Origin of the sequence: Pseudomonas sp. efr-133-TYG-23 (genome assembly GCF_030209215.1) — a bacterium.
In the GTDB taxonomy this organism is placed as follows: Bacteria; Pseudomonadota; Gammaproteobacteria; order Pseudomonadales; family Pseudomonadaceae; genus Aquipseudomonas; species Aquipseudomonas rhodesiae.
In genome coordinates, this window is sequence record NZ_JARVSL010000027.1 from 242,010 (window position 1) to 254,682 (window position 12,673).

11 protein-coding genes are annotated in these 12,673 nt (G+C 61.8%); 5 read left to right on the forward strand and 6 right to left on the reverse strand.

Going from position 1 to position 12,673, the window contains the following annotated elements; genetic code table 11:
• Positions 1 to 123 precede the first annotated feature (123 nt).
• The 5 genes from QRN41_RS18970 to QRN41_RS18990 form a co-directional block, all read right to left on the reverse strand.
• Entirely contained in the window at positions 124 to 2,565 is a 2,442-nt protein-coding gene (locus QRN41_RS18970) for a penicillin acylase family protein (protein WP_285421988.1), read from the reverse strand.
• 162 nt (positions 2,566 to 2,727) lie between these two features.
• Positions 2,728 to 2,934, reverse strand: a complete 207-nt coding sequence (locus tag QRN41_RS18975; RefSeq protein ID WP_034137262.1) for an SEC-C metal-binding domain-containing protein — start codon at positions 2,932 to 2,934, stop codon at positions 2,728 to 2,730.
• A complete protein-coding gene (locus QRN41_RS18980) occupies positions 2,931 to 3,413 on the reverse strand; it encodes an LEA/WHy family protein (RefSeq protein ID WP_034137263.1) in 483 nt (160 codons plus the stop codon). The genes QRN41_RS18975 and QRN41_RS18980 overlap by 4 nt, the downstream gene beginning before the upstream one ends.
• 19 nt (positions 3,414 to 3,432) lie before the next feature.
• Positions 3,433 to 3,903, reverse strand: a complete 471-nt coding sequence (locus QRN41_RS18985) for a YchJ family protein (protein ID WP_034096780.1) — start codon at positions 3,901 to 3,903, stop codon at positions 3,433 to 3,435.
• A 5-nt stretch (positions 3,904 to 3,908) separates the two neighbouring features.
• Positions 3,909 to 4,406: a DUF6231 family protein gene (locus QRN41_RS18990; RefSeq protein WP_285421989.1), complete on the reverse strand. Its 498-nt coding sequence runs from the start codon at positions 4,404 to 4,406 to the stop codon at positions 3,909 to 3,911.
• Between the two features lie 190 nt (positions 4,407 to 4,596).
• Here QRN41_RS18990 and QRN41_RS18995 point away from each other — a divergent pair, with 190 nt between their 5' ends.
• Complete coding sequence (locus QRN41_RS18995; protein WP_285421990.1) at positions 4,597 to 5,292, forward strand: PA1041 family peptidoglycan-binding anchor lipoprotein; 696 nt, start codon at positions 4,597 to 4,599, stop codon at positions 5,290 to 5,292.
• Between the two features lie 147 nt (positions 5,293 to 5,439).
• Complete coding sequence (locus QRN41_RS19000; RefSeq protein ID WP_094064731.1) at positions 5,440 to 6,198, forward strand: hypothetical protein; 759 nt, start codon at positions 5,440 to 5,442, stop codon at positions 6,196 to 6,198.
• Positions 6,199 to 6,236: 38 nt separating this feature from the next.
• Here QRN41_RS19000 and QRN41_RS19005 read toward each other — a convergent pair whose 3' ends face one another.
• Positions 6,237 to 6,701, reverse strand: coding sequence for a CopD family protein (locus QRN41_RS19005; RefSeq protein WP_285421991.1), 465 nt, complete (start codon positions 6,699 to 6,701; stop codon positions 6,237 to 6,239).
• 99 nt (positions 6,702 to 6,800) lie between these two features.
• Between QRN41_RS19005 and dinG the strand changes: the two genes are divergently transcribed.
• From dinG to QRN41_RS19020, 3 genes are all read left to right on the forward strand, one after another.
• Positions 6,801 to 8,945 (forward strand): ATP-dependent DNA helicase DinG, encoded by a 2,145-nt coding sequence (gene dinG / locus QRN41_RS19010; RefSeq protein WP_285421992.1) that lies wholly within the window; start codon positions 6,801 to 6,803, stop codon positions 8,943 to 8,945.
• Between the two features lie 90 nt (positions 8,946 to 9,035).
• Positions 9,036 to 11,333, forward strand: a complete 2,298-nt coding sequence (locus QRN41_RS19015; protein WP_123480524.1) for a beta-galactosidase — start codon at positions 9,036 to 9,038, stop codon at positions 11,331 to 11,333.
• 81 nt (positions 11,334 to 11,414) lie between these two features.
• Entirely contained in the window at positions 11,415 to 12,560 is a 1,146-nt protein-coding gene (locus QRN41_RS19020) for a serine hydrolase domain-containing protein (protein ID WP_285421993.1), read from the forward strand.
• Positions 12,561 to 12,673 lie beyond the last annotated feature (113 nt).

Here is a 12,673-nt window from a genome sequence, read left to right on the forward strand (position 1 = left end):
GTTACTTATGAGGCAGGGGCGAACGCAGAAGTTCTATCTGAGTGCATGGGACGTTCGACACTGAGCAGGCTTGCTGGGGTGAGCAGCCTCACCACAACAAGCCCCTTTTGCATTTTGCAGCGTTTACTTGCCTGGGGTGAGGGTCAGGCGAGTCTTGCCATACACCTTGTCGAAGTTCTGTGGTTGCATCGGGAAACTCAGGTATTGCGCTTTGAGCGCCGCGTCAATGCCATTGGCGTAGTGTGGGCTGACCGGGTTGCCGGATTGGCCGATGCCGCCTTGGCCCATCATCGGTTCCGCCTGGCCGAAGTCGACGATCATGCGCAGCGCCGGTACCTGGGTGGTGTTGAAATCCTGGCCCCAGCTGTAGGGCGCCGGGTTCAAGGTGTTGTGATCGCCGCCACTGGCCAGCGGCCCACGGATCACTTGGCCCTGGGCGTTTTTCCAGGTGGTGCTGTGCAATTTGCCCCACTGCCAGGCCTTGTGGTCCGCACCCAGTTGGCTGTCGCCGGCGGTGATGGCGGCCGCCAGGCTGCGCGCGAGGATCGCCGGTTTGTCTTCTTTCTGCGCGGTGCGCACATCGTCCCAGAATGGGCTGTCTTCACGGCCCAGCAGGTGGTCGGCCTGGGCGGAGTAGGACAAACGCGCGTTGCTCACAAAGGCTTTCCAGCTGGCGCTGGTTTCCGGGCCGAGTTCGTCGAGGAAGATCTGCCGCGTACTTTCCTGTAGGAACAGTTCATAGAGCGCAGCATCGGCGGAGGTCGATACCAGGCGACCATCGAAGGCCATCAGGCGGGTCAGGGCTTCGCGGGCCTTGGCCTGCTCGGCAGCGGGTAACGCCTCGATCGCCTGCTTGAGCGGCTGAGCCATGCCTGGCGCCTGGAACATGCTCTTGAGTTTGGCGGCGAAGGGGGTGGTTTGGTCGTACTGCATGGCGATCAGGCTGCGACTGTCATGCTTGCCGGCATTGGCCAATTGCGCCAGGCGTTCGCTGCGCTCAGGGGCATCCCAGGTGTTGGACAATTGCATGCCATAGCCGCGCGGTGCAGTGCGCTGGTTGGCGGTGCCGATCCAGCCTTGGGCCGGGTCCTGGTCATAGGGGTGCAGCATGGCATCGGCGTAGCCGTCCCAGTCGAAGCGCCCATCCCAGCCCGGCGACGGCAGTAGCCCTTCACCTTCGCGGCGATTGGGGAAGCGACCGGTGACCTGCCAGCCGATATTGCTGGCGTCGGCGAAGATCATGTTCAAGGCGATTGCGCGGATTTCCCGGGTGGCGTCCGAGGCTTTGCCGGCATTCTGCGCGCGCGACAGGTCGAAGAAGGCGTCCAGGCTCTTGTCGTCTTTGAAGTCGGCGCTTTGCAAGGCCAAGCCCAAACCGCTGGTCAAGGCCTGGCTGCTATTGAGCAGGGCACCGTGGCGGGTTTCGTAGACGACTTCGCGGATCGAGCGTTGGCCCTTGATGAAGAAGGTTTCGTTACGCACGCCGGCAGGTAGCCATTTCCCGTTGTTTTCGTAGTAAAGCGCGCTGCCCTGGCGTTTAACCTTTTCCAGGAACAGGTCCTGGGTGTCGCCCTTGACCGCACTCATGCTCCACGCCACCTTGCCGTTGAACCCGGACAGCAACGTAGGCAGGCCGGCAATCGAGACGCCCACTGCCTGGTACTTAGGTGCGCGAATCTGCACGTAGCTCCATGGCGACGGTGCCTGTGGCTGCGCCGCCAAGTCGTTGGCCAGCAGGCTTTTGCCGGCGCGGCTGCGTTGCGGACCGATGGCCCAGTTGCTTGAAGTGGTGACCGCCAGTGCATTGAGGCTGCTCAACTGCTGACTGACCGCATCCAGCCCCGCCAGACCGGTGATCTGGCCCAGGTTGATGCCCTTGAGTTTGTCGGCTTCGGCCAGCGGGATCGGCTCGTCGGGCGCGCTTGGCGTGAGCCAGGCAAGTTTATCGACGCCGACTTTTTGCCCCAGCACCAAGGAGCCCAGTTCTTCCTGCAGGTTGGCCGATTCACTGAAGTTGAGCAGGCAGAACAGCAGCGCGGAATCTTCCGGTTTCCAGTACTCGGGCTTGTAGCCGGTGTGGGCCAGGTCCGGCGGCAGCTTGTCGCGATAACGGAACAGATAGGCGTTGACGCCGCGGGCGTACACCTCGAAGAAGCGCTTGAGGCGCGGCGATGAGGCGTTATACAACTCGCCGGCGCTTTTTTTCAGGTTGACCGCCCGCATAAAGCGGTCCACGTCCAGCACCTCAGGCCCCGACATTTCCGCCAGACGGCCCTGGGCCAGCAGGCGCAGGGTGACCATCTGCTGGATGCGGTCGCTGGCGTGCACGTAACCGAGGCTGAACAGCGCATCGTGGAAGGTGTTGCTTTCGATCAGCGGCATGCCTTGGGCATTGCGGCGCACCGACACATTCTGCGCCAGGCCCTTGATGGGCTGCACGCCGGCCACCGGCGGCAAGGTGTCTTGGGTGCTTTGGAGCTGGCAACCGGCCAGGCTCAATGCACTGGCAACTGCCGCGGCAACGCCGAACCGGGGAAGAAAATGTGAGAGGGCTGGCGAGGCCATGGCAAAGCTCCTGCGGGGGGTAGCGTCAGTAAAGGCGCTACGTTAGTGAGCGCGGTGAAACGACGCAAGCAGGAGTTGTGTAATTGCGTAAGCCTGGGGCAAAACAGTGTGGGAGGCGCTGGGCGTCCTCCCACGGGGTCAAGCGAATGTCATGCGTCGCGATCAGGCGCCGTGGCACTTCTTGAATTTTTTCTCGCTGCCGCACGGGCAAGGATCGTTGCGACCAACGTCCTTCAGGGCATTGCGCACCGGCTCTTGGTGAGCGTGGCCGCAGTTCGGGCCGTGGACATGGCCGTGGTCGTGATCATGATGATCGTGATCGTGATCGTGGTTGCAGTCAGGACCATGGACATGGGGTTGCTGAGTCATTGATGTCGCTCCGGAATAAAATCGCCGGGGATTATCTCGCCATTGTGGTTCACCTGCACGTCATAACCGATGAATAATCCGGTTTTCAGTTCGCCTTCGAGGCGGTAGGGCACCGGTCTGTCCGGGTTTTTCAGCATCTGCACCACATCGCGGATCTGCGGCCAGAGGTTGGTGCGCACCGTGACTTTGAACACCGCATGGCTGCGCGGCGGGACCGTCAACCATTCATTGGATTCGCCCTCGGTCAACACAAAATCACCCAAGGTCACCTTGTAGATCAGGCCGCGCACGGTCAGGTCATCGTCATCGCGGTTGTCCACGCGAAAGAACAGTTTGAATTTCTGCTCAAGCAGTTTGGCGCGCACCACCTCCACCTTCACCAGGGAAACATGAGGCGCTGGCGAATCGTCTTCGAACCACGATGCGCAACCGCTCAGGCCGAGGGTCAACGCCAGCATCAAGCTGTATATCCGGAGCATGGCGTCAGTCCTGTAAGGGTTAGAGGTAGCTGGAACAACACTTCTTGAATTTCTGCCCGCTGCCGCACAGGCAGGCATCGTTGCGACTGGCTTTGATTTGCACCGTAGGATCGATGAAGTACCAGCGCCCGTCATTCTGTACGAAAGAAGACTGCTCGCGGTGGCTATGTTCGCCGGTGCTGTCGTGCCAGCGTGCGGTAAAGGTCACGAACGCGTGTTCCGGCTGCCCGCCGAACACTTCGGAGCTTTCCACTTCGAGACCCAACCAGGTGCTTTGGGCGCTCCACGCGGCGATGGCTTCGCGGTCCAGGCCGGCCTGTTGCGCAGGCAGAGTGGTGGCCACCAGATAGTCCACCAGGCCCAGGACGTAGGCGCTGTAGCGCGAACGCATCAACGCGCTGGCGCAAGGTGCCGGGTGGCCGGCGTGATAATGGCCGCAGCAGGCATCCAGCAGGTTGCCGCTACCGCAGGGGCAAATGGATGTACTCATCGGGATCACCACCAATACTTTCCGAAATTTTCCGGGTTGGCCCAGAACCGGGCATTGAGCCAGTCGGGCACCTGTTTATAGTCAAGCAGATCGTAGGTGAACAGGGTTAACACCTGCTCGTCGCGCTGGAAACGCTCGCCGGCCTGTAGTGCCAGGGAGAAGAAGTCAGTGTCCTTCCAGTCGCAGGCGGCCAGGTCCACCAGCACGGCGATGCGGCTGGCATTGAGGTTGCGGATGCCGCCGAGCAGGGTCAGCCCTTGCGGTTTTGACAGGTGCTCCAGGCAATCGACCACCAGCGCCAGGTCAAAACGCTGGGCGGCCAGGTCTGCGGGCAGCGCGCCGGGTGCGGCGAAGGACACCTGGCTCTGCGGATGCGCCTTTTCAAAAGCGTCCAGTGCCGGGAACCGGCTGGCGCCCAGCACCAGCAGGCGTGGGGGCGAGTGCAGGTCGAGCAAGGCAGCCAGGGCTTGCTGGGGTGTACGGGCAGAATTACCAGCGGTCATCACAGATCCTCACATCAGAACCCTAGAGACTAGCGCGGCTGAACGTGCGGGCCTAGAGCGGGTGGTGTAGAAAAGTCCCGGCTGAGCCCTCATCCTTAATAAATACGGGGGTGTGACGCAGTGGCGCAGTTGAAAAGAGCGGTCTTAACTGCATCCATCGGCCTTCGCCGATCCCCTCAGGAGAAATCAGATGAGCATCATGCGGACAGCTCTACCCTTGGTTCTGCTAACCGGAGTATTGACAGGTTGCGCAGGCTTGCAAAAAACCGACTGGCCCACCTGTGCCGCCGTAGGCGGTGTGACAGGCGCGGCGTTGGGCGCCACCGAAAGTTCGTCATGGGCCGGCGGCGGTGCGTTGCTGGTCGGTGGTCTGGCCGGCGCCTATTGCTGGGTGCATGGCGATGGCGACGAGGATGGCGACGGCGTGCCGGACAGCCGCGACAAGTGCCCCGGCACCCCTAAAGGCGTGCCGGTCGATGCCAATGGCTGCCCGCCCGCGCCGCAAGCAGCACTGGTCGAGGAAGTGGTGGTGGTCAAGGAAGAAACCATCGTGATTCGCGACGTACACTTCCAATTCGATTCGGCCAAGTTGACGGCAGCGGATAAAACCAAGCTCGACACCATTGCCACGCGCCTTAAACAGGAAGCACCGAACGCCCAGTTGCGTGTCAGCGGGCACACCGACAGTGTCGGTAAAGATGCCTACAACCAGAAACTCTCGGAAAAACGCGCCCATTCGGTCACCGAATACCTGATCAGTGCCGGCGTGCCGCGCAGCAGTTTTGTCTCGGTCACCGGGGCAGGCGAGAGCCATCCAGTCGCCGACAATAAAACGGCCGAAGGTCGTGCGCTGAATCGCCGTACGGAAATCCAAATCAACCGCTGACAGCCCTTGCCCCTGTGGGACCCACAGGGGCATTGCCTATCTGCATCGCTGCGTTCTCAAGTTTTTTGATCCTTCACTGGCAAAGCGCCGGTAGAAGTCGTTACTGTGCGTCCAAAGAAAAATTTGAAAACACTCAGGAGCCCCATGATGCGTAAGGTTTTTCTGTTGGCCCTGTTGGTCAGCCCCATTGCCGTGGCCCAGAGCGTCAGTGTGGAAACCAACTCACTGATGCGCCTGCCCAGCAGCACCAGTGTCTTGCAGTTGGAGCGCCTGGACGTGGCGGACTATGGCACCTTGCTGGTTCCGGCCACCATCAGCCAGGTCAGCGTGGACGAGCTGCACCTGGGCCGCGACGCGCGCATCGCCATTGTGCCCGGCAACACCGCGCTGCAATTGCAGGTGCGCCATGCGCAATTGGATCACGGCAGTCAGATCACCTCGCGCGGCGCTCCCGGCACTCACGAAAAACCTGCTAAGCCCGGACGTGACCTGAATTTGCGCATCAATGCCCTGACAGCTGAAGAACTCTCGGTGGATGCCCGTGGCGGTGCCGGAGCCCAAGGCTACGCCGGTCTGGATGGCGCCAACGGCGAAGACCCCGGCTGCACCTGGGGCGCGGCTGGGCGCGGCGCCAATGGCGATAACGGCGGCGATGGCTTGCCAGGCGCGTCGGGTGCGCAGGTGCGAGTGCAGTTGCCGAAAGACTTTCCGGCCCAGCAGATCAAGGTGTGGGTCGATGGCGGCCCGGGCGGCCTGGCGGGCACGGCAGGCAAACCGGGTAAGGGCGGGCAATCCAAGGGTTGTTTGGTGTACCGCGCCGATGGCGGCGAAAAAGGCCGCCCAGGCTTGGAAGGGCAGCCAGGGCCGGCCGGGCCGGCGGGTGCCGTCACTATTGAACGGCTCTGACGTGCCCCCACCTCAATCGGCAAGCCCAGGCTTGCCGTTTAGAACATCGGTCGCGCCGAAGCAATCGCCACCACCAGCAGCCCCACGATCAAGTTGATCCCCACCAATGTGCGAATCTGCTCCAGGGCCGCGGCGCCCGCCGGCCAGTCCTCGGCCGTCACCGCCGTGCGCAGCGCCGGGAATTTCAACGCCTGGATGCGGATAAACAATGCGGTCATCACCAGATACAGGCCCATCATCACCTGCACATAACGTGGCGCGGTTTCAAACCCATTGAAGCGCAGATGCAACAGGCCGACACCGCTGATCGGCAAAATCAGCACCGCCGCCCAGACCCACACGAAAAAACGTTGAAACACATTCGCCCACAACTTGAGCCGGGCAGGGCCTTCAAGTGCCGCCACAGCGGCGGGGCGCAGGATCATCCAGGCGAAAAACATACCGCCGACCCACACCAGGGCGGCCAAGACATGCAGGGTGTAAGCGAGGCTAAAGACGGTCATTGCGGTACTCCGTTCTGCGCGGGATTAATTAGCGGGGTATGATAGCCGCCGATCCGAACCACTGAAAATTTATCCAGCGTTTTTTGCGCCCGACTATTCATGATCAGCACTGAACTCAAAACCACGATCCAGGGCGCCTATACGCGTTTTCTCGAAGCCAAGAGCTTGAAACCGCGCTACGGCCAACGCCTGATGATCGCCGAAGTGGCAAAAGTCCTCGGGGATATCGACACCGACGACGAAGGCCGCCGCGAAGGCGAGCCAGCGGTCGTGGCCGTCGAGGCCGGCACCGGCACCGGCAAGACCGTGGCCTACAGCTTGGCCGCGATCCCAACTGCCAAGGCCGCCGGTAAACGCCTGGTAATCGCCACCGCCACGGTCGCCCTGCAAGAGCAAATCGTCTACAAGGACTTGCCCGACCTGATGCGCAACAGCGGCCTGAACTTCACGTTCGCCCTGGCCAAAGGGCGTGGCCGCTATATGTGCCTGTCCAAGCTCGACGTGCTGTTGCAGGAAGGTCACGCGCAAACGGCCACCGCGCAGCTGTTCGAAGAAGAAGGCTTCAAGATCGAAGTCGATGAGGCCAGCCAGAAGCTTTTTACCAGCATGATCGAAAAACTGGCCGGCAATAAGTGGGACGGCGACCGCGACAGTTGGCCCACTGCCCTGGAGGATGCCGACTGGGCACGCCTGACCACCGATCATAGCCAGTGCACCAACCGTCATTGCCCGAACTTCGGTCAATGCGCCTTCTATAAGGCTCGCGAAGGCATGGGCAAGGTCGACGTGATCGTCACCAACCACGACATGGTGCTGGCCGACCTGGCATTGGGCGGCGGTGCGGTGTTGCCCGATCCGCGCGACACACTGTACGTCTTCGACGAAGGCCACCACCTGCCCGACAAAGCCATCGGCCACTTCGCCCATTACACGCGGCTGCGTTCCACTGCCGATTGGCTGGAATCCACCGCCAAGAACCTCACCAAGCTGCTGGCCCAACACCCGCTGCCCGGCGACCTGGGCAAGCTGATCGAACAGGTGCCGGAGCTGGCGCGGGAGATCAAGACCCAGCAGCAGTTCATGTTCAGCGCCTGCGAGCAGGTGGCCGACTTCAAGCCCGGCGAAGACGTGGAAGGCCGCGAGCGGCCACGTCACCGCTTCGTCGGCGGTCTGATTCCCGAGCACATGCGCGAAATGGGCATCGAGTTGAAGAAGGGCTTTTCACGCCTGACCGATCTGTTCACCCGCCTCACCGACCTGCTCAAGGAGGGCATGGATGGCGAGGTCAATATCGGCATCGCCAGCAACCAGGCCGAGGAGTGGTACCCGTTGTTCGGCAGCCTGCTGTCCCGTGCCCAGGGCAACTGGGAGTTGTGGACCGCCTTCACCGTAGAAGACCCGGAAGACAACCCGCCCATGGCGCGTTGGCTGACCCTGGCCGAAAGCGGCGCCCTGTTCGATATCGAGGTCAACGCCAGCCCGATCCTGGCCGCCGAGATGCTGCGGCGCAACCTGTGGAATGTGGCCTACGGTGCCTTGGTGACATCGGCCACCCTGACCGCGTTGGGCACGTTCGATCGTTTCCGCATGCGCGCCGGGTTGCCGAAAAAGGCCGTTACTGCCGTGGTGCCGAGCCCGTTCCACCATGCCGATGCCGGCGTGCTGCGGGTGCCGGACCTCAGGGCCGACCCACGGGACGCGGCGGCCCACACCGCGGCGATCATCCGCGACCTGCCGGAGCTGGTCGAAGGCTCCCGGGGCACCCTGGTGCTGTTTTCATCACGCAAGCAGATGCAGGACGTGTTCGACGGCCTGGACCGCGACTGGCGCAAGCAGGTGTTTATCCAGGGCAACCTGTCCAAGCAGGAAACCCTCATCAAACACAAGGCGCGGGTGGACGGTGGTGATTCCAGCGTGTTGTTCGGCCTGGCGAGTTTCGCCGAGGGTGTGGATTTGCCGGGGGCCTATTGCGAGCACGTCGTGATCGCCAAGATCCCGTTCTCGGTGCCGGATGATCCGGTCGAAGCGGCGCTGGCCGAGTGGATCGAAGCGCGGGGCGGCAACCCGTTCATGGAGATCTCGGTGCCGGATGCCTCGCTGAAGCTGGTGCAGGCCTGCGGTCGTCTACTGCGAACCGAACAGGACCGGGGCACCATCACCTTGCTTGACCGGCGTCTGGTCACCCAACGCTATGGCAAGGCTATCCTTAATGCGTTGCCGCCGTTCCGGCGCGAAATTTCTTAAGCCACCGTGGGCGAATTCGCCCACTTTGTGGTCTATCTCGTCACCGTCATCACAGGCCATCCATCGGCCGTCAGGGAGAACCTTGCTCGTATGATTCGCACGCTGCCCGCTCTTTTTGCCTTGCTGTTCGCGGCGCCTTTAATGGCCGCGCCAGATGGGCAACAAACACTGTTCAACTTCGTCCGACCTGCCGATGTGGTCAAGGTGGCGACCCAGGACGCCAGCCTGCCCCAATACAATGCCGAGCAAACGCCCGAAGGCGAGGTGCTGCGCCGCGTCACCTTCAACCCGGCGGCCGAACCGAGCCTGGTGCTCAGCCCGCAAAGCGGAGCGTGGGACTGGTCGCAGTCCGCAGCCGTGAGCCTGCGTATCCAGAGCGCCATGGACTGGGCGTTGACCCTGTACGTCAAGGTGCAAAGCAATGATGGCCGCACGTTGACCAGCCGCATCGACCTGCCGGCCGGCCCTGCCCAGACCTTGCTGATCCCGCTGCAAGCCAATTCCCCACTGAGCCAGGGCATGAAGGCCGGCCCACCGATGCCGATCAGTGTGAACGGCCAACGTGTGCTGCTGGCCAGCAGCGCCGGCGAGATCGACCGCAGCCAGGTGGTCTCGGTGACCGTGTCGATGCACAAGCCCAACGTGGCCCAGAGCATCCTGGTGGAGCGCTTCGGCGTGCAGGATGTGGAGCCGGTGATCAAAGCGGCCTACAGCGAACTGGTGGATGCCTATGGTCAATCCACCCGTGCGCGCTGGCCGGAAAAGGTCAGCAGCGACGAACAGCTCAAGGCTGCCGCCGTCAAGGAGCAGCAACAATTGCAGGGTTGGCTGGCCACCCGGGACAAATCCGCACTGGACCCTTACGGCGGCTGGAACAAAGGCCCGGCTTTCACCGCCAGCGGCTTTTTCCGCACCGAAAAACGCGACGGCCGCTGGTACCTGGTGACGCCCCAGGGGCATCCGTTCTATTCCCTCGGTGTGAACACCGTAGCCCCGGATAACAGCCAGACTTACGTGGCCGGCCGCGAATGGATGTTCGCCGCCTTGCCCAAGGCCGGCGAGCCTTTCGACAAGTATTACGGCAGCGCGGACCACCGCACCGGCAACGGCTCGGGCGAGGGTCGCAGTTTCGGCGCTGGGCGTTGGTACGATTTTTATGGCGCCAACCTGGAACGCGCCTACGGCACGGCAGGGTTCGACCAGAAACGCTGGGTCAGCCATACCCTCGATCGCCTGCAGGCCTGGGGCTTTAACACCGTAGGCAATTGGAGCGACCCGGACCTGGCCACCGCCGACCGTGTGCCGTACACCTTGCCGCTGTCCATCGTCGGCGACTACACCAGTATCAGTACTGGCACCGACTGGTGGGGTGGCATGCCCGATCCGTTTGACCCGCGCTTTGCCATGGCCACCGAACGTGCCGTGGCCATCGCAGCCCGCGACCATCGCGACGACCCCTGGCTGATTGGCTTCTTCGCCGATAACGAACTGGCCTGGGCCGGCCCCGGTGACGATCCGAAGGCCCGCTATGCCCTGGCCTACGGCACCTTGCGCATGACCACCGATGTGCCGGCCAAGCGGGCGTTCCTCAAGCAATTGCGCGACAAATACCGCAACGAGCAAGGCCTATCGAAAGCCTGGGGGATCGAACTGGCCGGTTGGGAGCTGATGGAAGACCCTGGCTTTGAGCCGCCGATGCCCAACCCAGCGCATCCCGAAATCGAGGCCGACTTTAAATATTTCCAGAAAACCTTCGCCGATGCGTACTTCAAGACCATCTCCGACTCGCTGAAATGGCACGCCCCCAATCAACTGCTGCTGGGCGGGCGTTTTGCGGTCAGTACGCCAGAGGCCGTGGCGTCCTGCGCCCAGTATTGCGATGTGTTGAGTTTCAATATGTACACCCTCAAACCCCAGGACGGTTACGACTTCGCCGCCTTGCGTGCGCTGGATAAACCGGTGCTGATCACCGAATTCAACTTCGGCTCGTCCGATCGCGGGCCGTTCTGGGGCGGTGTGACGCAACTTACCAGGGAAGAGGATCGTGGCGCGGCGTATGCCAACTTCCTCAAGCAAGCCATGGCCGAGCCGTCGATTGTCGGCGTGCATTGGTTTCAGTACCTGGACCAACCCGTGACCGGGCGTTTGCTGGACGGTGAAAACGGTCATTTCGGTCTGGTGGGCATCACCGATATGCCGTTCCAGGGCTTTGTCGAGAGCGTGCGCAAGAGCAACCTGGCGGCGGTCGAGCAACTGGGCAAGGAAGCGGAAAAGGCCTCTGCCGCCGCAAACCCTCAGGAGAAGGGGGGCGGGCGCCCAGGGCATGAAGGCAAAGGCCCGGGGCAGGGCGCCGGGCATGCCGGCGGTCATGCTGGAAACGGTCATTGATTCAAGGCTGACGGGTTCACAAACCCCACAAGGGCTGGAACAATGTCGGCCACTTTTTATGGCGCTTACGAGGGGACTTAGGTGCAGATTCAGGGTCATTACGAGCTCCAGTTCGAAGCGGTACGTGAAGCCTTTGCCGCACTGTTCGATGACCCGCAAGAGCGTGGCGCGGCGCTGTGCATTCAGATCGGCGGTGAGAGCGTGGTCGACCTGTGGGCCGGTACCGCCGACAAGGATGGGGCTGAGGCCTGGCACAGCGACACGCTCGTCAACCTGTTCTCTTGCACCAAAACCTTTACCGCCGTCACGGCCCTGCAATTGGTGGCCGAGGGCAAGTTGCAATTGGACGTACCGGTCGCCCGGTACTGGCCGGAGTTCGCGGCGGCCGGCAAAGAAAGCATCACCCTGCGCCAACTGCTCTGCCATCAGGCCGGGCTGCCGGCGATCCGCGACATGCTGCCGGCCGAAGCGCTGTATGACTGGAACCTGATGGTTGACACCCTGACCGCCGAGGCCCCTTGGTGGACACCGGGCCAGGGCCATGGCTATGCGGCAATTACCTACGGCTGGCTGGTGGGCGAACTGCTGCGCCGTGCCGATGGCCGTGGGCCGGGCGAGTCCATTGTGGCGCGGGTCGCGCAGCCGCTGGGGCTGGACTTTCATGTGGGGCTGGCCGATGACCAGTTTCACCGTGTTGCTCATATAGCGCGTAGCAAAGGCAATATGGGCGATGAAGCCGCGCAACGTTTACTGCAAGTAATGATGCGTGAACCTACCTCCATGACCGCGCGGGCATTTGCCAACCCACCGTCTATTCTGACCAGCACTAATAAACCCGAATGGCGGCGAATGCAGCAACCAGCGGCAAATGGTCACGGTAATGCACGTAGCCTGGCTGGTTTTTATAGTGGTTTGTTGGACGGTAGTTTGTTGGAAGCTGACATGCTCGAACAATTGACTCGCGAACACAGTATCGGACCGGATAAAACTTTATTGACCCAAACCCGCTTCGGCCTGGGCTGCATGTTGGATCAACCCCAACTGCCCAATGCTACATTCGGCCTTGGCGCTCATGCTTTTGGCCATCCTGGGGCTGGTGGCTCGGTGGGTTTTGCCGATCCGGAACATGATGTAGCGTTTGGTTTCGTGACTAATACACTCGGCCCTTATGTACTTATGGACCCGCGTGCCCAGAAGTTGGTCAGAATATTGGCCGGTTGTCTGTAAAACCCTTGCCGTTTCACAATTTTTTGTTACAAAGGCAACTATAAAAGGCGCTGAACGAAATCATGTAACTTTAATGTTCTGTAAGCGTCTGTTTAACGGGTCACCCAGACCCC

Coding starts and splice junctions, on each gene's coding strand:
- QRN41_RS18975 (WP_034137262.1), bottom strand. CDS start 2,934: ATGACTCAGCAACCCCATGTCCATGGTCCTGACTGCAACCACGATCAC.
- dinG (WP_285421992.1), top strand. CDS start 6,801: ATGATCAGCACTGAACTCAAAACCACGATCCAGGGCGCCTATACGCGT.
- QRN41_RS18980 (WP_034137263.1), bottom strand. CDS start 3,413: ATGCTCCGGATATACAGCTTGATGCTGGCGTTGACCCTCGGCCTGAGC.
- QRN41_RS18990 (WP_285421989.1), bottom strand. CDS start 4,406: ATGACCGCTGGTAATTCTGCCCGTACACCCCAGCAAGCCCTGGCTGCC.
- QRN41_RS19000 (WP_094064731.1), top strand. CDS start 5,440: ATGCGTAAGGTTTTTCTGTTGGCCCTGTTGGTCAGCCCCATTGCCGTG.
- QRN41_RS18995 (WP_285421990.1), top strand. CDS start 4,597: ATGAGCATCATGCGGACAGCTCTACCCTTGGTTCTGCTAACCGGAGTA.
- QRN41_RS19015 (WP_123480524.1), top strand. CDS start 9,036: ATGATTCGCACGCTGCCCGCTCTTTTTGCCTTGCTGTTCGCGGCGCCT.
- QRN41_RS18970 (WP_285421988.1), bottom strand. CDS start 2,565: ATGGCCTCGCCAGCCCTCTCACATTTTCTTCCCCGGTTCGGCGTTGCC.
- QRN41_RS19005 (WP_285421991.1), bottom strand. CDS start 6,701: ATGACCGTCTTTAGCCTCGCTTACACCCTGCATGTCTTGGCCGCCCTG.
- QRN41_RS18985 (WP_034096780.1), bottom strand. CDS start 3,903: ATGAGTACATCCATTTGCCCCTGCGGTAGCGGCAACCTGCTGGATGCC.